The sequence below is a fragment of the Rhizobium leguminosarum genome (genome assembly GCF_002953715.1).
In the GTDB taxonomy this organism is placed as follows: Bacteria; Pseudomonadota; Alphaproteobacteria; order Rhizobiales; family Rhizobiaceae; genus Rhizobium; species Rhizobium leguminosarum_V.
This window is the reverse complement of the sequence record NZ_CP025012.1, coordinates 1,482,745-1,505,612: the sequence shown is the minus strand read 5'-3', so window position 1 is coordinate 1,505,612 and position 22,868 is coordinate 1,482,745. Positions and strand designations below refer to the sequence as shown.

General features: G+C 60.0%; 25 protein-coding genes and 2 pseudogenes. 13 read left to right on the top strand and 14 right to left on the bottom strand.

Annotated elements, in window-relative coordinates; genetic code table 11:
* Positions 1-31 precede the first annotated feature (31 nt).
* From CUJ84_RS07655 to CUJ84_RS07645, 3 genes are all read left to right on the top strand, one after another.
* Entirely contained in the window at positions 32-3,847 is a 3,816-nt protein-coding gene (locus tag CUJ84_RS07655; protein WP_105005754.1) for a vitamin B12-dependent ribonucleotide reductase, read from the top strand.
* Positions 3,848-4,050: 203 nt separating this feature from the next.
* Positions 4,051-4,752 carry a DUF1353 domain-containing protein gene (locus tag CUJ84_RS07650; protein ID WP_245457537.1) on the top strand — a complete coding sequence of 234 codons (702 nt, stop codon included), beginning with the start codon at positions 4,051-4,053 and terminating at the stop codon, positions 4,750-4,752.
* Between the two features lie 223 nt (positions 4,753-4,975).
* Entirely contained in the window at positions 4,976-5,620 is a 645-nt protein-coding gene (locus tag CUJ84_RS07645) for a hypothetical protein (protein WP_245457536.1), read from the top strand.
* Here the strand turns inward: CUJ84_RS07645 and CUJ84_RS07640 are convergent.
* The 5 genes and pseudogenes from CUJ84_RS07640 to hppD form a co-directional block, all read right to left on the bottom strand.
* Positions 5,548-5,894 (bottom strand): annotated as a pseudogene (locus tag CUJ84_RS07640) (hypothetical protein); the annotation flags it as partial. The gene CUJ84_RS07645 and the pseudogene CUJ84_RS07640 overlap by 73 nt on opposite strands.
* Before the next feature lie 93 nt (positions 5,895-5,987).
* Complete coding sequence (gene maiA / locus CUJ84_RS07635; protein WP_105005752.1) at positions 5,988-6,620, bottom strand: maleylacetoacetate isomerase; 633 nt, start codon at positions 6,618-6,620, stop codon at positions 5,988-5,990.
* Positions 6,617-7,642, bottom strand: a complete 1,026-nt coding sequence (locus tag CUJ84_RS07630) for a fumarylacetoacetate hydrolase family protein (RefSeq protein ID WP_105005751.1) — start codon at positions 7,640-7,642, stop codon at positions 6,617-6,619. The genes maiA and CUJ84_RS07630 overlap by 4 nt, the downstream gene beginning before the upstream one ends.
* Positions 7,643-7,682: 40 nt before the next feature.
* Positions 7,683-9,044, bottom strand: a complete 1,362-nt coding sequence (gene hmgA / locus CUJ84_RS07625) for a homogentisate 1,2-dioxygenase (protein ID WP_105005750.1) — start codon at positions 9,042-9,044, stop codon at positions 7,683-7,685.
* Between the two features lie 61 nt (positions 9,045-9,105).
* Entirely contained in the window at positions 9,106-10,215 is a 1,110-nt protein-coding gene (gene hppD, locus CUJ84_RS07620; protein WP_105005749.1) for a 4-hydroxyphenylpyruvate dioxygenase, read from the bottom strand.
* Positions 10,216-10,344: 129 nt separating this feature from the next.
* Between hppD and CUJ84_RS07615 the strand changes: the two genes are divergently transcribed.
* A complete protein-coding gene (locus tag CUJ84_RS07615; RefSeq protein WP_105005748.1) occupies positions 10,345-10,824 on the top strand; it encodes an Lrp/AsnC family transcriptional regulator in 480 nt (159 codons plus the stop codon).
* A gap of 108 nt (positions 10,825-10,932) precedes the next feature.
* Here the strand turns inward: CUJ84_RS07615 and CUJ84_RS07610 are convergent, their stop codons facing one another.
* Positions 10,933-11,394, bottom strand: a complete 462-nt coding sequence (locus CUJ84_RS07610) for an Lrp/AsnC family transcriptional regulator (protein WP_105008117.1) — start codon at positions 11,392-11,394, stop codon at positions 10,933-10,935.
* Between the two features lie 123 nt (positions 11,395-11,517).
* Here CUJ84_RS07610 and CUJ84_RS07605 point away from each other — a divergent pair, with 123 nt between their 5' ends.
* The gene (locus tag CUJ84_RS07605) at positions 11,518-12,309 is read left to right on the top strand and encodes a phenylalanine 4-monooxygenase (RefSeq protein ID WP_105005747.1); all 792 of its coding nucleotides are present in this window, start codon (positions 11,518-11,520) and stop codon (positions 12,307-12,309) included.
* A 31-nt stretch (positions 12,310-12,340) separates the two neighbouring features.
* Here CUJ84_RS07605 and CUJ84_RS07600 read toward each other — a convergent pair whose 3' ends face one another.
* Positions 12,341-13,354: a L,D-transpeptidase family protein gene (locus CUJ84_RS07600; protein ID WP_105005746.1), complete on the bottom strand. Its 1,014-nt coding sequence runs from the start codon at positions 13,352-13,354 to the stop codon at positions 12,341-12,343.
* Between the two features lie 160 nt (positions 13,355-13,514).
* Here CUJ84_RS07600 and CUJ84_RS07595 point away from each other — a divergent pair, with 160 nt between their 5' ends.
* A complete protein-coding gene (locus CUJ84_RS07595) occupies positions 13,515-14,408 on the top strand; it encodes a LysR family transcriptional regulator (protein WP_105005745.1) in 894 nt (297 codons plus the stop codon).
* Positions 14,409-14,457: 49 nt separating this feature from the next.
* On the opposite strand, the gene CUJ84_RS07590 is transcribed toward CUJ84_RS07595, so the two are convergent.
* The 5 genes from CUJ84_RS07590 to CUJ84_RS07575 form a co-directional block, all read right to left on the bottom strand.
* Positions 14,458-15,342 (bottom strand): hypothetical protein, encoded by an 885-nt coding sequence (locus CUJ84_RS07590; RefSeq protein ID WP_105005744.1) that lies wholly within the window; start codon positions 15,340-15,342, stop codon positions 14,458-14,460.
* A gap of 72 nt (positions 15,343-15,414) precedes the next feature.
* Entirely contained in the window at positions 15,415-15,729 is a 315-nt protein-coding gene (locus CUJ84_RS07585) for a hypothetical protein (protein WP_027684999.1), read from the bottom strand.
* 121 nt (positions 15,730-15,850) lie between these two features.
* Entirely contained in the window at positions 15,851-16,432 is a 582-nt protein-coding gene (locus CUJ84_RS07580; RefSeq protein WP_105005743.1) for a BA14K family protein, read from the bottom strand.
* Entirely contained in the window at positions 16,429-16,596 is a 168-nt protein-coding gene (locus CUJ84_RS38275) for a hypothetical protein (protein ID WP_199788787.1), read from the bottom strand. Before CUJ84_RS38275 ends, CUJ84_RS07580 begins: the two co-directional genes overlap by 4 nt.
* A 161-nt stretch (positions 16,597-16,757) precedes the next feature.
* Entirely contained in the window at positions 16,758-17,156 is a 399-nt protein-coding gene (locus tag CUJ84_RS07575; RefSeq protein WP_027685001.1) for a DUF1236 domain-containing protein, read from the bottom strand.
* A gap of 298 nt (positions 17,157-17,454) precedes the next feature.
* On the opposite strand from CUJ84_RS07575, the gene CUJ84_RS07570 reads away from it, so the two are divergent.
* Complete coding sequence (locus CUJ84_RS07570; RefSeq protein ID WP_105005742.1) at positions 17,455-17,721, top strand: hypothetical protein; 267 nt, start codon at positions 17,455-17,457, stop codon at positions 17,719-17,721.
* Between the two features lie 100 nt (positions 17,722-17,821).
* On the opposite strand, the pseudogene CUJ84_RS39170 reads toward CUJ84_RS07570, so the two are convergent.
* Positions 17,822-17,938 (bottom strand): annotated as a pseudogene (locus tag CUJ84_RS39170) (ubiquinone biosynthesis methyltransferase UbiE); the annotation flags it as partial.
* Between the two features lie 174 nt (positions 17,939-18,112).
* On the opposite strand from CUJ84_RS39170, the gene CUJ84_RS38270 reads away from it, so the two are divergent.
* From CUJ84_RS38270 to CUJ84_RS07555, 3 genes are all read left to right on the top strand, one after another.
* Positions 18,113-18,289, top strand: coding sequence for a hypothetical protein (locus CUJ84_RS38270; RefSeq protein WP_165403638.1), 177 nt, complete (start codon positions 18,113-18,115; stop codon positions 18,287-18,289).
* Between the two features lie 62 nt (positions 18,290-18,351).
* Positions 18,352-19,713 (top strand): sensor histidine kinase, encoded by a 1,362-nt coding sequence (locus CUJ84_RS07560; protein WP_105005741.1) that lies wholly within the window; start codon positions 18,352-18,354, stop codon positions 19,711-19,713.
* 2 nt (positions 19,714-19,715) lie between these two features.
* On the top strand, positions 19,716-20,339 hold the full coding sequence (locus CUJ84_RS07555; protein ID WP_105005740.1) for a response regulator: 624 nt from the start codon (positions 19,716-19,718) through the stop codon (positions 20,337-20,339).
* A 26-nt stretch (positions 20,340-20,365) separates the two neighbouring features.
* On the opposite strand, the gene CUJ84_RS07550 is transcribed toward CUJ84_RS07555, so the two are convergent.
* Positions 20,366-20,899 carry a hypothetical protein gene (locus tag CUJ84_RS07550; protein ID WP_105005739.1) on the bottom strand — a complete coding sequence of 178 codons (534 nt, stop codon included), beginning with the start codon at positions 20,897-20,899 and terminating at the stop codon, positions 20,366-20,368.
* Between the two features lie 270 nt (positions 20,900-21,169).
* Here CUJ84_RS07550 and CUJ84_RS07545 point away from each other — a divergent pair, with 270 nt between their 5' ends.
* The 3 genes from CUJ84_RS07545 (at position 21,170) to CUJ84_RS07535 (ending at position 22,821) form a co-directional block, all read left to right on the top strand.
* On the top strand, positions 21,170-21,667 hold the full coding sequence (locus CUJ84_RS07545) for a hypothetical protein (RefSeq protein ID WP_105005738.1): 498 nt from the start codon (positions 21,170-21,172) through the stop codon (positions 21,665-21,667).
* Positions 21,668-21,746: 79 nt separating this feature from the next.
* Entirely contained in the window at positions 21,747-22,541 is a 795-nt protein-coding gene (gene xth / locus CUJ84_RS07540; protein WP_105005737.1) for an exodeoxyribonuclease III, read from the top strand.
* Positions 22,542-22,638: 97 nt separating this feature from the next.
* Entirely contained in the window at positions 22,639-22,821 is a 183-nt protein-coding gene (locus CUJ84_RS07535; protein WP_105008116.1) for a hypothetical protein, read from the top strand.
* The last annotated feature ends 47 nt before the right edge of the window (positions 22,822-22,868 follow it).

Here is a 22,868-nt window from a genome sequence, read left to right as displayed (position 1 = left end):
GGGGACCGGGCGCCAACACGAGGTCAAGACCATGCGCATCGAACGTCGTTTCACGAAGGCCGGCCAAGGCGCCTATGCGGATATCGAATTCCGCAAGGCGACGAGCGAGATCAAGAACCCTGACGGTTCGATCGTGTTCCGCCTCGAGAATATCGATGTTCCCGCGCAGTTCTCCCAGGTCGCGACCGACGTTCTGGCGCAGAAGTATTTCCGCAAGGCTGGCGTTCCCACCCGGTTGAAGAAGGTCGAGGAAAACGATGTTCCTTCCTTCCTGTGGCGCTCCGTTCCCGACGATGCTGCGCTGAAGACCCTGTCCAAGGACGAGCAGACCGGCTCCGAAATCGATGCGCGCCAGGTCTTCGACCGTCTTGCCGGCACCTGGACCTATTGGGGCTGGAAGGGCGGCTATTTCTCCTCCGAGGAAGATGCCTCGGCCTTCAAGGACGAGCTTGCCTATATGCTCGCCACCCAGCGCGTCGCCCCGAACTCGCCGCAGTGGTTCAACACCGGCCTGCACTGGGCCTACGGCATCGACGGTCCCGGCCAGGGCCATTTCTACGTCGATCCCTTCACCGGCAAGCTGACCAAGTCCAAGTCGGCCTACGAACACCCGCAGCCGCATGCCTGCTTCATCCAGTCTGTCGAGGACGATCTCGTCAACGAAGGCGGCATCATGGATCTCTGGGTGCGTGAGGCGCGACTCTTCAAATACGGCTCCGGCACCGGTTCCAACTTCTCGATGCTGCGCGGCGAAGGCGAAAAGCTTTCCGGCGGCGGCCGATCCTCCGGCCTGATGAGCTTCCTGAAGATCGGCGACCGCGCCGCCGGCGCCATCAAATCGGGCGGCACGACGCGCCGCGCCGCCAAGATGGTGGTCGTCGATATCGACCATCCCGATATCGAGGAATACATCAACTGGAAGGTCAAGGAAGAGCAGAAGGTCGCAGCCCTCGTCACCGGCTCCAAGGTCGTCGCCAAGCATCTGAAGGCGATCATGAAGGCCTGCTTCAACTGCGAAGGCGGTGACAATGGCGATTGCTATGATCCCAACAAGAACCCTGCCCTGAAGCGCGAAATCCGCGCCGCCAAGAAGGACCAGGTTCCCGAGAACTACGTCCAGCGCGTCATCCAGTTCGCCCGCCAGGGCTACAAGGATCTCCAATTCAAGACCTACGACACGGATTGGGATTCGGAAGCCTACCTCACGGTATCCGGCCAGAACTCCAACAACTCCGTCTCGATCAAGGACGACTTCCTGCGCGCCGTCGAGAATGATGGCGAATGGAACCTGACCGCCCGCAAGGACGGCCGCGTGATGAAGACGCTGAGGGCCCGCGATCTCTGGGAAACCATCTCCTACGCTGCCTGGGCTTCGGCCGATCCCGGCATCCACTTCAACACGACGATGAACGACTGGCACACCTCGCCGGCCGGCGGCCCGATTCGCGGCTCGAACCCGTGCTCGGAATACATGTTCCTCGACGACACGGCCTGCAACCTTGCCTCGCTGAACCTGCTGCAGTTCAAGGACAAGGCCACCAAGCGCATCAACATCGCCGATTACGAACATGCGGTTCGCCTGTGGACCGTCGTGCTCGAAGTCTCGGTCATGATGGCGCAGTTCCCGTCGAAGCGCATTGCCGAACTCTCCTACGAATACCGCACGCTCGGCCTCGGCTACGCCAATATCGGCGGCCTGCTAATGTCGTCGGGCATTCCCTATGACTCCACTGAGGCCCGCGCCATCGCAGGGTCGCTGACCGCGATCATGACCGGCATCTGCTATGCGACCTCGGCCGAAATGGCCGCCGAGCTCGGCCCGTTCCCGAATTTCGCGCCGAACCGCGAGAGCATGCTCAAGGTCATTCGCAACCATCGCCGTGCGGCGCATGGCGAGAGCTCCGGCTATGAAGCGCTGTCGATCAACCCGGTCGCGTTGATCCATTCGGAAAACCCGGACCAGGATCTCGTCGCCCACGCCAAATCGGCCTGGGACAAGGCGCTCGAGCTCGGTGAACAGCATGGCTACCGCAATGCCCAGGTCTCGGTCATCGCGCCCACAGGCACGATCGGTCTCGTCATGGATTGCGATACGACGGGCATCGAGCCCGACTTTGCCCTCGTCAAGTTCAAGAAGCTCGCCGGCGGCGGCTACTTCAAGATCATCAACCGCGCCGTGCCCGACGCGCTGCGCACGCTCGGCTATTCGGAAAGCCAGATCGCCGAGATCGAGGCCTATGCTGTCGGCCATGGCAACCTGAACCAGGCGCCGGCCGTCAATCCGTCGTCGCTGAAGACCAAGGGCTTCACCGACGAGAAGGTGGAGGCCGTCAACGCCGCGCTGAAGAGCGCCTTCGACATCAAGTTCGTCTTCAACCAGTGGACGCTCGGCGCTGACTTCCTGAAGGAGACGCTGAAGGTTTCCGACGAACAGCTCGCCGACATGAGCTTCAGCCTGCTCGACCATATCGGCTTCTCGAAGAAGGACATCGAAGCCGCCAACATCCATGTCTGCGGTGCGATGACACTGGAAGGCGCGCCCTTCCTCAAGAATGAGCACCTGCCGGTCTTCGATTGCGCCAATCCTTGCGGCAAGATCGGCAAGCGCTACCTCTCGGTGGAAAGCCATATCCGCATGATGGCGGCTGCCCAGCCCTTCATCTCGGGTGCGATTTCCAAGACGATCAACATGCCGAACGAGGCGACCGTCGAGGATTGCAAGAACGCCTACATACTTTCCTGGAAGCTTGGCCTCAAGGCCAACGCGCTCTATCGCGACGGCTCGAAGCTGTCGCAGCCGCTCAACTCCTCGCTGATCGAGGACGAGGACGACGAGGATGCGCTGGAGGAACTGCTGCAGGCGCCCCTCGCCGCCCAGGCCGTCACCGTCACCGAGAAGATCATCGAGCGGGTGATCGAGCGGGTTTCGCGCGAACGCGAGAAGCTGCCGAACCGCCGCCAGGGCTATACCCAGAAGGCCGCCGTCGGCGGACACAAGGTCTATCTGCGCACCGGCGAATTCGGCGACGGCCGCATCGGCGAGATCTTCATCGACATGCACAAGGAAGGCGCGGCCTTCCGTGCGATGATGAACAATTTCGCCATCGCCATCTCGCTCGGCCTGCAATATGGCGTGCCGCTCGAGGAATATGTCGAGGCCTTCACCTTCACCAAGTTCGAGCCGGCCGGCATGGTCATCGGCAATGACGCGATCAAGAACGCCACATCGATCCTCGATTATGTCTTCCGCGAGCTTGCCGTCTCCTATCTCGGCCGCCACGACCTGGCGCATGTCGATACGTCCGACTTCTCGAACACGGCGCTCGGCAAGGGCATTCAGGAAGGCAAGACCAACCTGCTCTCCACCGGCTGGACCCGCGGCTACAAGCCGACGCTGGTGTCCGGCACCGGCGGCGAACGCCAGGCAGGCGAACCCAAGGGTGCGGCCACCGCCGCCCCTGCCCGCGCCACGTCCACCGGCACTGTGACCGTCTTTGCAGGCAGCGCTGCCCGCAAGCTGGAGCCGACGATCGCCGTCTCCACCTCCGAAATCGTCGCCTTCAAGCGCGACTACGAGGAGCGCGCCAAGGAATTGGCCGAGGAGATCGCCGAAGAGGTGACCGAGGAAATCACCAGCGACGCGACAGCCCTCTTCTCCGACAAGGCGGCAGCCGACGCGGCATCGGCAAAATCCGAAGCCAAGAAGCGCGAAGCCGAACGCCGCCAGCGCTCGATCATGCAGGGCTATACCGGCAACATGTGCTCGGAGTGCCAGAACTTCACGATGGTTCGGAATGGTACCTGCGAGAAGTGCGATACTTGTGGCGCGACGAGCGGGTGCAGCTGAGTAGGGCTTGTTGCTCTTTAGTTCTGGAGTGAAAACCCGAAGCAAGAGCCCAACCCCAACAGGCATATAAAAACGCAGATTTTCCAGGCGCTCAAGGTGCCTGGAAATTGTCAACGTGAGAGGGGAGCGACTCACTGATGACGAACCTGGCTGGGATTGCAAACTCGATTCGCCGAAGACCAAGCCGACGAAAGAGGTCGGTAATGCTAATCGCGGCATCAATGGCGTCCGTGCTTGCGAGCTGCACGACCATCGATTTCGGCGATCTGCAGGCTGGCACCTTCTCTGGAACGTTGATCGTCATGTGGGTCGGAGAAGGCGACAGGGCCGGCGACGGGAAATTCGTATTCGTGCCCGACCCTCATGCCCCGTTGACGTTTCGTCGTCCAGGCGTCAATTCGGCTCCGATCGTTCCAAGCGTCATGTATACCGACGGCGGCTCCGTGCCGAAGATCGTTCAACCGTTCAAGGGCTTCAATCCGTGGGGGTATGCACCCGCCTACATGATTCATGATTGGATTTTCACCGCGCACCATTGCCTCGATGACGGACGACGAGATCCAATCTACACCGCGGTCGAGCATATCAACTTCCACGATTCGGCCGTCGTTCTTGGCGAAGCGATCCACACCTTGATGAAGAAAAACCTCGTTTCCGAGAACGACGTTGCGAAACGAGCGATCACCGAGGCAGTGAACAGCCCAATCGCCGCGAATATCTGGAAGGGGCACTATGGCCAATGCGAGGACGACGCCGTCAAGCCAGGGCATCTGCGTGAGATCGAGAGGTTCCTCGCGGGATCAACGACCGACGAGGCGAAGAGACGCAACCTAAACATCGCAGGAGCCGCCGGCTCGCTGCGACGCCCGTCGCACGCTGTCGAGGTCGGCAGAGTGGCATTTTGAAATGCCCACATATCCTCGATGACGCGCACGCTCGGTGATAGGTATAGGCAAGCACCAGAAGCCAGGGAGCAACCATCGACATCCCGTATGGAGCGCGCTTCTTGTATTGCAGCATCTTTCTCCCCCGCCTTGGGGGCGATCACGCTGACGGCACGACGCCAATCTCCCGCAGGTGGTCACGTACCTCGGTGATCAGCCCAGGCTTGCAAGAACATTCGTCGCAATGTTCAATAGTAACCACAAACGCGGGGGAATCGTTGCTGGGTTGCTGTTTCTATTGTCATTTCCTCTGTCTGCGGCAGAGATCACGCGACAGCTGTTAGAGAATGATACGGACCTGATCTCCGTCACGGGCGTCTTGAATGACGGTGACGAAATCGTCTTCAGAAACCTGGCCACGGCCTCCAGCAAGGCCCTTGTTTTTCTGAACAGCGAGGGCGGGGATCTCAAAGCCGAGATCGAGATCGGGCGTGCCATCCGCCTTCGAGGCTTTGCGACGGCCACCCCGCCGGGGACCTTGTGTGCTTCAGCTTGCGCCCTCACCTGGCTTGCCGGATCGCCTCGGTTTCTTCAGCCCGAATCCAATATCGGCTTCCATGCCGCCTATCGCGTGGTCGACGGGAAGGCCAGCGAGAGCGGCGTCGCCAATGCGCTGGTCGGAGCTTATCTCAACCAGCTGGGATTGTCCGAGACTGCCATCGCCTACGTGATGTCGGCACCACCTGAAGGCATCGCGTGGCTGACGGCCGCCAAGGCGCAGACCGTGGGCATCACTTACGACGCGATTGACGAGGACCACTCGACAATTCCTGACATTTCGCATTTTCCGGCACAGCTGGCAGTCACGGAGCCCGGCTTGACGCTGTAGATGCGCTCCGGCCAGCGTTGACCGAGTTTCCGAAGAAGGAGACCTCGTCGGCATAGACGCCCTTCATAAAGGCCAACGCCGAGGCACTGTCTTTCGACCATTCGTCATTGTATCGGTTGACGAAATCAACCGCCTCCGTGGTCAGGTCGCCGGGTTCGGAGGCCGCCACCTCCTCGGAAGCGCTGGGGTCTGACGGCATGTCGGCGGGTGTTGCGCTCTCCTGCGGTGCGGCGCCTGGCGGGGGCGGCGCGCTTGCCGGTGGCGAGGGCAGGTCCCAGTCCACGCGATCCGATACGCTGCCGTCAATTGATGCGAGAGCTGCAGGAGAGGCAGTGAGTCTTCGGATTTAGTTGCGACTGGTCTGCCGCTACGGTCGCACGCGGTCAGGATGCGCCGCTTGGAAGGCCGGCAGGTCTGCGCACCTGCCGTCGATATCGACGATGCGCTTGAAAGCGGTCAACTCCACTCTCCAGCGGCGGGCGTTGTAGACCTGGGGAACGAGACAGAGATCCGCCATCGTCGGCGCATCCCCAAAGCTGAACGCGCCATCGGCTTCGCCGATCATGGATTCCAGTTTGCGCAGTCCGTCGGTGATGAAATGTTTCATCCATTCCTCGCGGGCATCGGCCTTCTCGGTCATGCTCATCAGATGCGACACGACATGCAAGTTGCAGATCGGATGGATATCCATGGCGACCGCATAGGCAAGGGCGCGGACTTTCTGGCGATCGGCAATGTCAGGTGGCAGCAATCCGTATTCCGGCCGAAGCTCGGCCAGATATTCGATGATTGCCAGCGATTGCGTTAGGGTTCTTCCGTCGATCACCAATGTCGGCACCAGTCCCTGCGGGTTGAGCGCCAGATACTCCGGGGTCTTGTGCGCCCCTTCCAACAGGTTGATGGGGACTGTCTGATAATCGACGCCCAAGAGATTGAGCGCGATGCGGACGCGATAGCTCGCCGATGATCTCCAGTAGTCGTAGAGGACGACCTCGTTCATAGCCGGTCGGCCCCTTGGTATTTTTCGACCGTCTGCTCGATCGCCCCGAAGATCGAATGACCGGCCTTATCCTTCATCTCGATGCGAACCTGATCCCCGAACTTCATGAAGGCGGTCTTCGGCGATCCGGTCTCGATCGTCTCGATCATCCTGATTTCGGCAATGCAGGAGTAGCCGCTTCCTCCCTCTTCCACCGGCTTGCCCGGGCCGCCGTCGAGCTTGTTGGACACCGTTCCCGAGCCGATGATCGCTCCGGCCAGGAGGTTACGGGTTTTGGCGGCATGGGCGATCAGTTGGCCAAAATCGAATGTCATGTCGATGCCGGCGTTCGCCTTGCCGAATGGCTTGCCGTTCAAGCTGACCAGCAGCGGCAGATGCAGCTTTCCGCCGTCCCAGGCATCTCCGAGCTCGTCCGGCGTTACCGCGACCGGAGAAAATGCCGATGCCGGCTTCGACTGGAAGAAACCAAACCCCTTCGCCAATTCGCCCGGGATCAGACCGCGCAGCGACACGTCGTTGACGAGCATCAGCAGGCGGATGGCGCCGCGTGCGGAGTCCGGGCTGGAACCCATGGCAACGTCGCCGGTGATGACGGCGACCTCACCTTCCATGTCGATCCCGTATGCCTCGTCAGCCGCCAAGATCGGGTCGCGCGGCGCGAGGAACGCGTCCGACCCGCCTTGATAGATCAGCGGATCGGTCCAGAAGCTTGCCGGCATTTCGGCGCCGCGCGCTTTGCGCACCAGTTCGACATGGTTGACGTAGGCGGAACCATCGGCCCATTGGTAGGCTCGCGGCAACGGTGACGTAGCGTCATGTTCGTGAAAGCGGATCGTCGGCTGGGCGCCGGTCTCGATGCCTTCGGCAATCAGCTGAAGTCTCGGAGCCACATGCGCCCAGTCATCGAGCGCTGCCTGCAGGGTCCGGGCAATGTGACCGACCTCCGAACAGCGGGTCAGGTCGCGGGAAACGACGACCAGCCGGCCGTCCCGCGTGGAGTCTTTTAACGTCGCAAGCTTCATGTCCGAGATCCCGTGCCGGAGGATGACTTCACTTGATGCATCACTTGATACCGGGGGTTCCGTCGAACTTGCGTTCCAGCCCATCCCAGCATTCCAGGTAATTATCCTGCAGCGTTTCAAGCTCGGCGGCGTATTTCGTCAGTTGCTGCGGGTACCTGGTCTCGAACATGAAGGCCATGGTGTGATCGAGCTTCACGGGTTTGAGCTCGGTATTGGATGCCTTTTCGAAGGCGAGCGCGTCCGGCCCGTGGGGAAGCATCATGTTGTGCAGGCTCATGCCGCCCGGCACGAAGCCCTCCTCCTTGGCGTCATACTGGCCGTGGATCAGGCCCATGAATTCGCTCATGATGTTGCGGTGGTACCAGGGCGGACGGAAGGTGTGCTCGGCGACCAGCCAGCGCGGCGGAAAGATCACGAAATCGACATTCGCCGTGCCCGCATCTTCGGTCGGCGCGGTCAGCACCGAAAAAATCGACGGATCGGGGTGATCGAAGCGGATCGCTCCAACCGGAGAAAACGTCCGCAGGTCGTATTTGAACGGGGCATAGTTGCCGTGCCAGGCCACCACATCAAGCGGCGAATGGCCGATATCCGTGACATAGAATTTTCCGCACCACTTCACATGAACACGGCACGGCGTTTCCTTGTCCTCGAACGCGGCGACAGGTGTCTTGAAGTCGCGCGGGTTTGCCAGGCAGTTGGCGCCGATCGGTCCGCGGTCCGGCAAGGTGAATTTCGCGCCGTAGTTTTCGCAGATATAGCCACGCCAGACGGTCTGCTCACCGCCCTTCAGAATCTTGAACATCATGCCGCGCGGGATGAGGCATATTTCCAGGGGCTCGACGTCCATGATGCCCATTTCGGTGAACACTCTGATGGCGCCGAGCTGCGGCACGATCAGCAGTTCACCGTCGGCGTTGAAGAAGTAGTCATCGACCATGTCCTCATTGAAGACGTAGGCATGGGCTGACATGCCCACCTGGGTGGTGGCATCGCCTGCCGTCGTGATGGTCCGCACCCCCTCGAGAAACGTCAGCTTCTCCGAGGGTGCGGGGATGGGATCCCAGCGAAGCTGGCCGAGGGGAAGCGAATGTTCGTCGAAGCTGGGTGCGGTTTTCCAAAGCGGATAGGAAGCGTTGGAGAAGCGGCGGGTGTGACGCACGCTCGGGCGAATGCGGTAAAGCCAGGACCTTTCGTTGGTCCCGCGCGGCGCGGTGAACGGCGAGCCGGAAAGCTGCTCCGCATAAAGACCGTAGTTGCATTTCTGCGGACTGTTCTGGCCCTGCGGCAAGGCGCCGGGAAGCGACTCGGTTTCGAAGTCATTGCCGAATCCCGGCATATATTTCAGCGTGTTTGCCGTTGCGGCTTCACCATCCGACGTCTGGATCGATGTCTGGTCCATGCTCACTCCTCCCCGAACACTCCAGCGCCGCGCGTCTGAAAGATGCGCGGCGCTATAGAGTTTACTCCGCTGCAGTCCCGATGACACCACGCTTGATCTGATCGGCCTCGATCGACTCGAAAAGCGCCCGGAAGTTGCCTTCGCCGAAGCCTTCGTCGCCCTTGCGCTGGATGAATTCGAAGAAGATCGGGCCAATGACTGTTTTGGAGAAGATCTGCAGCAGGATTTTCGTCATGCCGCCATTCACCACGCCTTCGCCATCGATGAGGATGCCGTGTTTCTTCATGCGCTCGATCGGCTCGCTATGGCCGTTCACGCGCTCATAGGACATGTCGTAATAGGTCTCCGGCGGACCCGGCATGAAGCGCAGACCGTTGTCGGCAAGCCTGTCGGTGGCGTCGTAGATATCCTCCGTTCCAACGGCGATGTGCTGGATGCCCTCGCCCCGGTACTTCTTCAAATATTCCTCGATCTGGCTGGTGTCGTCCTTCGATTCATTCAGCGGAATGCGGATCTTGCCGCAGGGTGAGGTGATGGCGCGGCTCACCAGACCGGTGATGCGTCCATCGATATCGAAGAAGTGGATCTGCTTGAAATTGAACAGGTTGCGGTAAAAATCCCACCACTTGTCCATGTTGCCGCGGAAGACGTTGTGCGTCAGGTGGTCGAGATAATAGAAGCCGATTCCCTGGGGATGCGGGTTGCGCTCGCCAAGCCAGTCGAACTCGGCTTCAAAAGCCGATCCCTTTGCCCCATAGGTTTCGACGAAATAGAGCAGCGAGCCGCCAATGCCGACAATTGTCGGGACGTCGAGCGCCTTGTCGTCCCCTTCATAGGGAACAGCACCTTTTGACACGGCGTGGTCGAAGGCGTGTTTGGCGTCGACGACGCGCCATGCCATCGATGGCGCACAGGGGCCATGATTTGCGACGAAACGGGCGGCATGACTGCCGGGTTCGGCGTTCAGCAGATAGTTGATGTCACCTTGTCGCCAGACGGTGATGTCTTTCGTCTTGTGCCTGGCGACCACGACGTAGCCCATGCGTGTGAAGAGCTCGCGCAGTTTCTCGGGCTCGGGATGGGCAAATTCGACGAATTCGAAGCCGTCGGTGCCCGCCGGATTGTCGGCGGTGATTTCCGAGGGCGGCGCGTCATGTGGGAAGGGACCCATTTTCTTTCCTCCAGAGGAGATAGCTTTTCTATGCAAAGTGTGGCCCAAAACGCGTGCAAAGTTCTTGCATTCTTCATGCCCCAGGAAGATATTATGCACGATCTGTGAGTGTTTTGGAGATCTCGCGCAATGGATGAGCCGCTCGATAAATTGGATTTGCGCCTGCTCCAGGAACTTCAAAAGGACGGCAGGTTGACGAACAACGAGTTGGGCGAGCGGATTGCGCTTTCACCGTCGCAATGCTCGCGCCGGCGGACGAGACTGGAGGCTGAGGGATATATCCTGAGCTACCGCGCTTACCTCGATCGGCAGAAGCTGGGGCTGGATATGCTGGTGGTCATTTCCGTGACGCTTGCGACCCACAACAGAGACAATGCCCGCCGATTTTCGCAACTGATCAACGGGTTGCCGGAAGTTCTCGAGGCCTATGCGCTGACCGGTGAAATGGATTATCACCTGACGGTCGCGACCCGCGGGCTCGCCGACCTCTCGAAATTCGTCAACGACGTGCTGTTGCCCCACGAGTCGGTGCAGCACGTGAAGACGTCGATTGTCCTCGACACGCTGAAGACATTCGAAGGCTTCCCGGTGCTCTTGCCGGGTCACTGACATGTCGACAGCACAAGATATCCCGCCGCCTCGTTTGGAGACAAGCGTCGCATCATCCCTTACGCAATTCCGGACGGAAATCCGCTTCACACTTTTTCTGGAATTGCTCTAGATCGGCAGTTCGGTCGAGAATTTCAGCTCGCGCAGCACGAAGCTCGAGACCACAGTGCGCACATGCGGGTTGCGCATGAGATAGCGGGTCATGAAGGCTTCGTAGCTTTCGACGTCGCTTGCCCTTATCTTCAGCATGTAGTCGAAGGCGCCGGATAGAGCGTAGCACTCCATGATCTCAGGCCGCTCCAGCACCACCGAAGCGAAAGAGGCGACCGCCTCTTCGTGGTGATCCTCCAGCGTCACATGCGCGATGACGCAGAGCTTGAGATCGAGTTTGCCAGGATCGAGCAGTGTCACCCGCTTGCGGATGACGCCGTCGGCTTCCAGCTCCTGGATCTTCCGCCATGCCGAACTCTGCGACATGCCGGCTTTTTCCGCCAGATCCGCCAGCGAAAGGCTGCCGTCGGCCTGGACGAGTTGCAGAAGCTTGCGGCGAAAATTCCCAGTTTCTTTCATTTTCCGCATCACATTCGGGAAGATTTTCCATCACTATGGCAATAACCAGCATGAAAGAAAAGAAAATCCTCCAAACCCGGATCATAATGGCAGGAATAGCGCCGTGCCTGGGAGGATCAGCCTATGACCAAGGAAAGCAGCTACACCGCCAAACTGCCCGGCCCGGACGGTTTGTATGACTACACCCCTGACGAAGATGCGATATGGGGCGAACTCTACCGGCGTCAGATGAAACTGCTGGCCGATATGGCCTGCCGCGAATACCTGGACGGCGTCAAAATGCTGGGGCTGAAGCCCGATAAGGTGCCGCAGCTTCTCGATGTGAACCGACGCCTGAACGAGACCACCGGCTTCGGCGTCGAAGGCGTGCCGGCGCTCATTCCGCCGTCGCGCTTTTATGAACTTCTGTCGCAAGGCAAATTCCCGCTCGCAACCTTCCTTCGCCGTCGCGAGCATATCGACTATATCGAGGAGCCGGACCTGTTCCACGAGGTTTTCGGACATTGCCCCATGCTCACCAACCAGAGCTATGCCAATTTCGTCCGGCATTTCGGCGAAACGGCCGTCCGCCTCGGCAAGGGCTATTCATGGCATCTGTTCCGCATCTTCTGGTTCACCGTCGAGTTCGGCCTGATCAATACGCCGCACGGTCGTCGCTGCTTCGGCGCGGGCATCGTCTCATCGCCAAGCGAAGCAAAGGCGGCAATGGAAGGCAAGGCGTGCGAATTCCGGCCGTTCGATCTGCTGAGCGTTCTCAGGACGCCCTACCGGATCGATATCCTCCAGCCGATCTACTATGTCATCGACAGCTTCGCCGATCTTGAAGCGATCGTCGAGCAGGATATCGAGGCCACGATCCTCAAGGCAAAATCGCTCGGTGATTTCGCCCCGGCTTTCGAAGCCAAAGCTTCGTGAACTGTTGACGATCAGGCGGCAGGCTCAGGCGTCACTTAGGGGTCGCCGAACTTCGATTGACGAAGTCCACGAGCACACCGGGCTTGACCATGCCGGCCAGTTCTTCGGCGTCCCAGTTCGTCAGCCGCACGCAACCGTGCGAGCCAACCTTGTCGATGAGCTTTGGCTCCGGTGTTCCATGTATTCCATAAGTCGGCTCGGTCAGGTCGATCCAGACCGTTCCGACCGGACCGTTCGGGCCTTTCGGGATTGTCAGAACCTTGTCGTTCTTTCCCTGTTTGAAGTTGCGCTTCGGGTCGTATCGGTAGACCGGCATCCTCGCGACGCCCTTGACTTTGTGCTTGCCTGATGGCGCCGGATTGTCTTCGCTTCCGATCGTCGCGGGATAGACGGCAAGCAGTGACCCGTCATCGGCAAAGGCGAGCACCTGCCCCGTCTTCTTGTTGGCTTCGATCTTCTTGACCTTTCCTTCCCTTGGAGGACCGGGGGTCACGACCCACACCGCATCGCCGGGAGCAAACTGCGAAGCCGGGTTGAGCGCGGTTACCAGATCGATACCCATGTGGAACCGCTCGGATAACTTCTCGGCAACGCTCGTATATCCCAGGCTCTGCATCTTCGCCTTCTCGCCATAGTCTTCCGGGATCTTGTCGACGAGACCCTTGGCATCCTCTGCCGAGACGACATAGCTTTCAACGATCGGGGCAACGATGGCGGCATTGCCTTCCAGGCGGGAGACGACGTCTGGATCCAGCCTCCCATCGACCGGAAGTTTGTTCATGGCCTCGAAACCGGCCACGGCCTTGTCGACGTTTTCGCCGGAGAGGCCATCGATCACGCCAGGAGACGGGCCTGCACGGTCGAGCAGGACCTGAAGGCGGACGATCGCCGGGTCTGGATCTGCGGACTTGGGCTTCCCTGCCTCAATGGAAGCAATCGAAGCGGTATTGATTGCTTCGGGTCGGAGTTCCCGCGCGCTAGCACCGCCAACGGAGATGGTGAGAGCGAGCAGCGACATCGGCAGGGCTGTTTTCATGGACGACAAATGGCCGGCGCTGCAACTTGTTCCACGGCGCGAGAGCGGCTGAAGAATTTCGGCGACAGCTGCGTCTTCAGCGGAACCGCCGGCGTCTGTTCACGATGATTTCAATGCCCAGCCTCAGCAAATTCAGTACAACGGCCATTTGATCCGAAGGAGCTCGTGAATGCCGCGTGAGAGCGTCAATGACCTGATGGCCTTTCTGGCGGTCGCCCGAGAGAAGAGCTTTACGCGGGCGGCTGCGAAGCTGGGTGTGTCTCAATCGGCGCTCAGCCACGTTGTCCGCCAGCTCGAGACGCGGCTCGGAATCCGGCTGCTGACCCGTACCACGCGGGCCGTTTCGCTCACCGACGCCGGAGAACGGTTGTTCCAAGGCGTGGCGCCTCATTTCGACGAGATCGAGGCGCAACTCGAGACCATCACCGAGTTCAGGGAAAAGCCAGCCGGGAACCTCCGCATCACGGCATCAGACCACGCAATAAGGTGGATCATCTGGCCGAAGCTTCAGCGCTTCCTACCGAACAATCCTGACATCAAGGTGGAGCTGATCCGCGAAAACGGGCTGTCCGACATCGTGACCGAGCGCTTCGACGGCGGCGTCCGGATGGGGGAGCAGGTGGCCAAAGACATGATCTCCACGCGCATCGGGCCTGATTTCCCGTTTGCCGTCGTCGGCGCACCCTCCTATTTCGAGGGCAAGGGGGTTCCGGAGCATCCGCAGGACCTCGTCCGCCACAACTGCATCAACGAGCGCCTGCCCACATATGGCGGCTTCTGGGCATGGGAGTTCGAAGACAACGGGAAAGAGATCAGGATCAGGGTGGAGGGACAGCTTGCCTTTAATAACTCCTATCAGAGTGTGGAAGCGGCTGTGGACGGACTTGGCCTGGCATATGTGCCGGAAGACGTCGCTCTTCCTCATGTCGCGAAAGGCCGTCTGAGACGCGTGCTGGAAGCCTTTTCGCCACACTGGGATGGCTACCACCTCTACTATCCCAGCAGAAGGCAGTCCTCTCCAGCTTTCGTGGCGCTCGTGGACGCCCTGCGCCACCGAGCCTGACGATCGGAATCGGGCATATGTCACTCCTCTTTTCAACGGCAAGCAGCGGTCACGGCGTCTTCGCGTATTTCCTGGCCTCACGCGATCTTGCCGTGCGGCGGGCCGGCCTCAGTTCCTCAATTGTCGGCAGCCACCACTCGGCGTTCTGAACCGGAAGCATTTTCGCGGGCCAGGTGCGGATGAGTTCTTCGAGTGTGGGCACCCGCCAATATCCCCAGACGTGATCCTCGGTAACGCCGGGATAAAAGTCCGCGACGACATCCGGGTCGACCAGTTCGCCAGTGATTTCGGTAAAGACGACGATTCCATAGGTGGTGACCACAGGACGTCCTATCGGCGGCAGGTCGTCGCTCTGAAGCGGGTAACGGTGACGCTTTCGTTCCGCAGGGCGGAGTTTGCTGCGCGTATCCTGTTCAGTCCCCTTCCGCTCCTCGGCCCGGCGTCGTCTTTCCTCCGGCTCGTTTCTGCGAGCCGCTGCCTCAATATCGGGCCATCTGCGTCGGAGTTCCTCATAGGACCGGAAAGGAACGTGCCATATCCTGAGATCGCCGTCCCACCGTGAGAATGGCACCTCGCGCAATTCGTCGACGACGGTCTTCGAATATGGCGTGCGGATTCGGAAGCCTGCCTTGCCGAGTTCGAGATATGGACTGTCGATGGGATCGAAGGCGAAGGCGTCGCGGCCCTTCGCATCCGCATGGGCGTCGGCTTCGGCCTCGATCTCGGCAAGCCATCGTCCGATGCGGCGGGACGCCGTCGGCCCGGGAACGAACCAGGCCTTGCGGGCATCACTCCAGCGAGCACGGGGGAAGCGTCTTCGGAATTGCTCGACGGTCATCCTGTCGTAAGGGAAAGAAATGTCCGCGCCGGGCTTCGCACCGTCTTCACTGGGCGGCGCCTGGTCGTGATCAGCGGCGGATTTCGTTTCGGTCATGGAAGGAGAACGCTGACGCTGAGCGATCGGTTTCCGATGCGGCGCTCGTTTGGCCGCCCGCTGGCGACCCTCTCAGTGAATTGTCTTCGACCGCTTCTCGGCATGCGAAATATCATCGAGCGTCGCAATCAGCTTTTCGAACTCGTTCAAGACACGATTGAACTCGGCGTCCTGCATGTTGACGATTTCCGGTATCGTCGAGGACACGGACGCAATCAGCCTGTCGATCCAAACGCAGCGCTCGGCCGGCACATTTGCGAGGACCTCCCGCCGATGCGTCTTCAGCTCGCGGAGGATGCGAATGATAAGGGCTCCCCGATCCGCTCGGGTCAAGAGCGGAAGCCTTGTCTGCGCTTGCTGGATTTCTGTTATCAGCGCCGTTGCCATCCCTGATCTCCAACACTCCAATACAACCGGGTATCACAACCGTAGCGTTTGCAACACGGACTTTAGTCCGATTCACCAGCTTGGTGCAGCATCATCCGCACCGCGCGACCACCGCCGATAATCAATTGCTCGCCGCAACGAGATCAGACGTGTCGCAGCTGCGCCGCGGCCCTTCCCATGGTTGATACGTATTGTCTTCCGGTCGATACGACTTGTAGCGAGCCGCGCACCGGGCAGCCGCCCGTGCATTCACGTTCGTGCCGACGCCTTCATCGGCCTCGGCGACAGTCGGCTGGAACGGCGAAGAGCATTCGCGGGTCTCACCGCTGTAGGATCGATAGCTGTTGGTCGCGGGATCGAAAGAGCGATAACGTTCCCCACACCAGGCAAGATGCGCTGCCGAAAGTCTGGGCTGCGGTGTCTGAAGTTCGGCGGGCGGGCGAGCCGAATCCAGCCTCGCCGCTGACGCCATGCTGGCCGACGCCTCGGTCACATAGCTGGAATAGAGAGGCGGAATTCGTTCATAGGGCTGCTGCCGAGGATCGACTTTCACCGGCGTCGTCGTCCATAGATCGCGCGCTGCGAGCTCCTTGAAGGCGTGAGGTTCGGAATCCGCCACGACATAGGATGCGACAGATGCGGCAGCGACGCAGGCCCCGACCGAGCTTACGATGCCAAAGGCAACGGATGCGATGGCTTTCATTGTCCCGACCCCTGCTGTTGAGCCTGTGGAACCCAGACACGGCCGGCGGCACTGCTATGTCGGCCGCCGGTGGCGACAAGCACGGCGAGAATGCCGAAGATTGCCAGCAGGATGGCGATCAGCGGCACGGCCAGACCACCGGATTTCTCTTCGGAATAGATCATGTTCCTCTCCTTGCTGGCGCTCCGGCGGCGGAGATCGCCGCCGGGGGCATCGGCTGTTTTTCGCCGCACGACGACGCTGCCGTCGGTCGTGCGGCGGTTCCCGGACTTTGAGCGATGATTTCCGGATGGAGGACGCGGCAGAGACCGCGTGAAGGATCAGATCACTTGATAACCTGGATCACCTTGCGGGACGACGGTTCGACGATGACACGCTCATCATTGACCACGGCATAGGCATAAGTCGGGTCATCCGGAATAGGCGTTACGACAACAGTCTCAGGCAGGGGCTCGCCGACGACAACCTTCTCCTTCACGACCACGCGCGCCGATGGTGCCGGAACCTCGCGGACATAGGTGACGACCTTTTGCGGCGGCGGATCGATCACGGTTCCAACGACTGCGCCGGCAACGCCGCCTACAGCAGCGCCAACGGGGCCGCCGACGATCGCCCCAGTGACTGCGCCACCGGCGGCACCGTTGACGGTCGAGGACTGGGCGAATGCAACGCCCGACATGAGGGTCGCGGCAGTTGCCGCACCGACGATAAGCTTGGAGATCATTTTCTCCTCCTTCTGTTTCGAGGCGGCCTTTGCGACCGCTGCCAACCAACTAGTTGAAGGCGGGGTCGTTCCACGGCCCGGACCTCAGTCTGATAGACCCCGGCCTTTGGTCCCAAACCCATGTCAATGCCCGTCGCCGGCGCTATTTCAAGATCGAAAGACCGCACACACGGGCTTACAGCGCCACGCGTCTTTTCAGACGCGTAAAGGACGCTGTAACACTTTGAATTGCTACATAATTTATCCTTAAATCGATGCCGATTTGAGGAATTATGCAGGAGGCAGGAGACTGAAGGAGATGGCACGATCCAACCGTCGGGAAGCTGGACGCCGGCGCCTGGCGATGCGTTTGCCGCATATGCGGACGCTGATCATGGCAGCGTGCGACCCGTTGCAGCTCGAGCTCTTCGAGGCCTACCAGATGGCAGTCGAAGCGCGCGACTCCGTTCGAAGGCGACGGTTCAATCCGAACCTGGTACGGGAATACGACGAGACCTGTTTGGTGATCGAGCGGCACGTCATCCGCGCGATGCAAGAACCTTCCTACGCGCAGCGCACGAGCTGAGTCCGCGCGCCGTCACACCTTGGCGGACAGAGCTTTGGAATTCCATTTGTAAAATCGCGCGATTGGTCCGCTAACGCTCGGCGACGATCGCCAACTCCTAGGCATAGGGCTCGAAGAGGATCGGCACGAGAAGGCTATCGTAAAATTCGGCGACGCCTTCCTCGACCGGCTCGAGAGAAGCGATAGATGCGGCGCGGGCGCTGCCTTCGATGTCCATGGAAATCGTCACCACAAGCCTCCAAACCCAAGTCGGTCGGTCAGGAAAATATGCCCGAATCTGCTGATGTCTACGGGGGCAGACCTTGGTCCTAACCTCCTCCGACCGAAGTCCCTGGGGTGGAACGCGCATCGGACTCGCGCCGTTTCGACCGATACTGAAGGAGATCCGAACATGAGTCAGAGTCATAGATCCCGAGTGAATGGCGCCTGTAACGCGTCCGTCTTCGCACTAGTCATCGTTCTGGCCGCCCTTCTCTACGTCTTCGGCGCAGCCATATCCGGCGATACCGTCGGGTTGACCCAGAGCATAAGAGGCGCCGAGGTCTTCGACACCAGGAATGTGCCCTGACGCTGTTTGGAAAACGCTAAAGACGCGGTAGGTTAATCGGGCAGTCTCTTACCGGTATCAAAATGAATTGGCTTCGTCGCTGGAATGCCCGCTCACTCGCCTCGCAGTTCTTCATCGCGGGTGGGCTCATATCGATCGCCGCCATGTTCGTGGTGGGTTTATTTGTAAGCCACCTGATAGAGGAGGCCGTCATCCACAATTCAGGCGCAGCGACGGCGCTGTATGTAGACAGCGTGATCGCGCCGCTACTTCCCGATATGCAAACAGAGTCACTGCTTGATGAAGCGAGTGCTCAGGCTCTGGACGAGACGCTCGGTCAAGGTGCACTCGGCAAGCGCCTTGTTTCGTTCAAATTGTGGCGAGGCGACGGCACCATCCTCTATTCCAACGAGAAGGAGCTGGTGGGCAGGAAGTTTGCGATAAGCGACAAGCTGCAGAAGGCATTCGCAGGATCTCTCGTCGCGCGCTACGAAATCGCCAGCGATCCGGAAAGCGACAAGGAGCGCGCGCTCGGCAAGCCGCTGATGGAGATCTATAACCCCGTGCTCCAGCCGTGGTCCGGACAAGCGGTCGCCGTCCTTGAGTTCTACGAGACAGCAGAAGGACTGGGCGATAGTCTGGCCCATGCCAGGCTCCGGAGCTGGGGCGCCGTCACCGCTCTCACGGCGACTTTTTTTCTTGTTCTCTCCGTTCTGGTGTTTCGGGGTAGCCGCACGATCGAGGCGCAACGCAAGGATCTCAAAGAACGGGTCGATGAACTGTCTGCACTGCTGACGGAAAATCGCGGACTCCAGCGCCGGCTGCAGCGCGCCTCCCAGCGGGCGGCAGCGCTGAACGAAACGTATTTGCGCAGCATCGGTGCAGATCTGCACGACGGTCCAGCCCAGCACATTGCCTATGCCTCACTGCGCCTGGACAGCGACATGTTGATCAATGCGTCCACCCCGCCCGAAGCGCGCGAAAAAGAGCTTGCCTGGATACGCTCGAGCCTTGCCGAGGCGATGACGGAGATCCGCAATATCTGCAGCGGACTGGTGCTTCCGCAGATCGAGAAATCCTCAATCACCGAGATCGTCACGCGGGTCGTCGAAGCGCATCAACACAAGACGGAGACCCATGTCGAAACGATTATCAACGAAGATGGACCGGAACTTCCTCCTGCCGTGAAGATCTGTATCTATCGTTACCGCCACGGTGGCGGCGTTCAACAGGCTGTCAGGGCTGCCTCGCGCAAGGGTCATGTTCGTGTCGAAGTCAGCGATCACGGCGACGGCTTCGATCCGACCGAGGTGAGAGCAACGAGCCTCGGCCTCGTGGGGTTGCGGGAGCGCGTCGACAGCCTGGGAGGATCCTTCGACATCAAGACAGGCGAAGGAGGAACCACCGTGACCATGATCTTCGAGCCAATGGAAGTGGGAGAGTAGCGATGACATCAATCACCATCGGCGTCGTGGACGATCATCCGCTTTTTCGCGAGGGTGTAACGCGTAGCCTGTCGGAGATCAGCGGCTTTGTCGTCGTTGGTGAGGGAGCCAGCAGCGACGACGCGGCGATGATCGCCTCGGACAACCACCCCGACATCATGCTTCTCGATGTCTCGATGCCCGGCGGCGGGCTGTCTGCGGTCAGTGACGTCCTGGCGCGGAGCCCCACAACGAAAGTGCTGATGTTGACGGTATCGGAGGAGGTGGACACCTTGCTGGGAGCTCTGCAACGGGGCGCGATGGGTTATGTTCTGAAAGGTGTCGGTTCGCGTGGCCTCGCCGAAGCAATCCAAACCGTCTTGCGTGGCTCGCGATATATCTCGCCGACGATGTCGGCAAAAGTCATGGAGAATTCGCTGAATGGCGGAACCTCCGACAAGAACAGTCTGACGCCCCGGGAACGCGAGGTGATGGATCTTGTCGCCCAAGGCCTGTCAAACAAGCATATCGGCTTGCGTCTCAACCTGCAGGAAAAGACTGTAAAGCACCATATGACTCAGATTCTGAGCAAGCTTGGTGCCTCGAACAGGACTGAAGCGGCTCTGCAATGGCGCGAACGGCGCTGAAAGAGTTATTGCTTGACTATCACGCTTCAGCGAAGAAAGCGGCTCAGCCGGCGGGCATCGTTGGCTGTCGCCTGCCGATTTATGATCGTCCGGCCCTTTGAGTCCTTCATAATGTAGCGACCGCGCTGCAGGACTTCAGTGATACCATTCGAATGACGGACGTCGATCGAGCCATCGGACGCTGCCGTCGCTCTCGTTCCCGATCCTACTGACGACCCTACAGAAGAGGAAGAGGATCCCGTGCTGCCGGTGGAACTCCCACCATTGCCATTCCCGGAGCCATTGCTGCTGCCACCGCCATTGCTATTGCCATTCCCTCCCCCGTTGCCGCTACCGCCGCTGTTGCCATTCCCTCCCCCATTGCCGTTGCCGTTCCCACCACCGTTGCCGTTCCCACCACCGTTGCCATTCCCATTGTTACCGTCTTTTGCCTGCGCGCGTTCCACCGCCAGAACAGGAAGGAAACCGCCGAGATTCAATGTGGCTGGTGATGCGGCAGCGACGACGGCGACGGCCGCGCTGCCGCCCAATCTCAGAAAATCGCGTTTCCGGATATTCATGCCATGGCCTCGTTCGTCCGTTCGCCGTTTCCCAGGCAATATATGACGCATAAGATTTCTCGCTGTTCCGAAGACAGATTGCAACCGACCTAGGTAGTAGGCGCCGGCAAGACTTTGGTCCGGCTTACTTGATTGCCATACTCGGCGTCCAGAAAAGTCCGAGCGATCGCAAGCCCCATCTTCGCTGCTCTGTGAGGCGAGGAAGCATTTCTATGGAACTTCTCCCTTCGTCGTCGCTTTGTTTGTCGAAGTGCAACAGAGGAAACCCCGATGGCAAACCCGAATGAATCCCCCGCAGTCCAGTCCATGCGAAAAGAGCAGGCAGAGCAGCGGAAGCAGACCCGAAAAGGCGAACTCGACAAAGCAATCGAGGACACCTTTCCGGCGTCCGATCCGGTGTCAGCCACCCACACCTCAATTCCCTCCGGCCGCAGCGACGTCGAGGCGGCTGAGCGTGTGAACCGGGAGCCCGATCCCACCAAGCTGGAGGACGAGTCTCCGCTCGTGGATCAAGCCCTGCGCTCGACCGGTGAAACTGCCCGCTCCTCCGAAGGATTTTATGTCGATCGCCAGGAAATACGGGCGCTTCAGAAAGAAGCCGGTCGTGTGGCCGAATCGGCTTCGGATCTGGCTTCTGGAACAGCGCGGCTGGCAAAGGCGGAGGCTCGCACATTCTTCCACGACCTCGAGGATCGCATACGCCGGCAGCCGCTCACAGCGGTCGCGATCGTCGCCGGCATCGGCTTCGTCTTCGGTGCGACGCGTTGAGGAGCCAAATGACAGTCGGCTCGCTCGATCACCCCGAGCGTTTCTAGAGCCCGTCCGTGCTTCGACTTCCGAGGGCATCGTGAAAATTGCAACCTATAACGTCAACGGTATCAATGGACGGCTGCAGATTCTGCTGCGCTGGCTCAAGGAGGATGCTCCTGATGTGGTCTGCCTCCAGGAACTGAAGACAGACGACGCCGGGTTTCCACGAAAGGAGATCGAACGGGCCGGCTACGGCGCCGTCTCGCATGGACAGAGATCCTGGAACGGGGTGGCCATCCTGGCGAAGGGCAAAACCCCGATCCTGACGCGGCGCGGTCTTCCCGGCGATCCTGATGATACCCACAGCCGGTATATCGAGGCTGTCGTCGACGGTATCCTGATCGGATGCCTCTATCTTCCAAACGGAAATCCGTTCCCAGGAGCAAAGTTCGATTACAAGCTTCGCTGGTTCCGTCGCCTGCACGAATACGCCATCGAACTCCTCGATATCGGGGTGCCTTCGATCCTCGCCGGCGACTTCAACGTGATGCCGACGGAGATCGACGTCTACAAGCCGGAACGCTGGCTGGACGATGCGCTTTTCAGGCCGGAAGTGCGCAAGGCCTATGCCCATCTCGTCGCCCAGGGCTGGACCGACGCCATCCGACAGCTGCATCCAGAAGAGCGGATCTACACCTTCTGGAAATACTGGCGGAACAGCTTCGAACGTGACGCAGGGCTTCGGATCGACCACTTCCTGCTCAGTCCGGCAATCGCACCGTGGCTTCGATCGGCGACCGTCCGGCGAAAACCGCGCGGCTGGGAGCATACAAGCGACCACGCGCCGGTCATGATCGAGCTCGCCGTTTCCGAGGCGGAAGCCGACCTGTGAGCGGCAAGCGAGGGAACCTGTCATGTCGCGGAGAGTTAGCTTTCAAAGCGCGGATGCGAAGGACCTGGCCCGCAATTCTCCAACCGAAGTGACCGATATGAACGAAAGCAAGAACTACCTGAACACCGACGAGATCCAGGCCGACGATCAGCTGTCGCCGAAACCGATCGAAGGAAAGGATCCGCCAAGGCGGGTGCGCAGAAGCGAGGAAGCCATCGCCGAAGGCTCTGATGATACCGAGCGCGTCCGGGTTCCGCCTCCCATTGCGAATCCCGATTGATCGAGCGGATTGCCCTTCTCGAAGGCAATCCTATCACTGGCATCGCC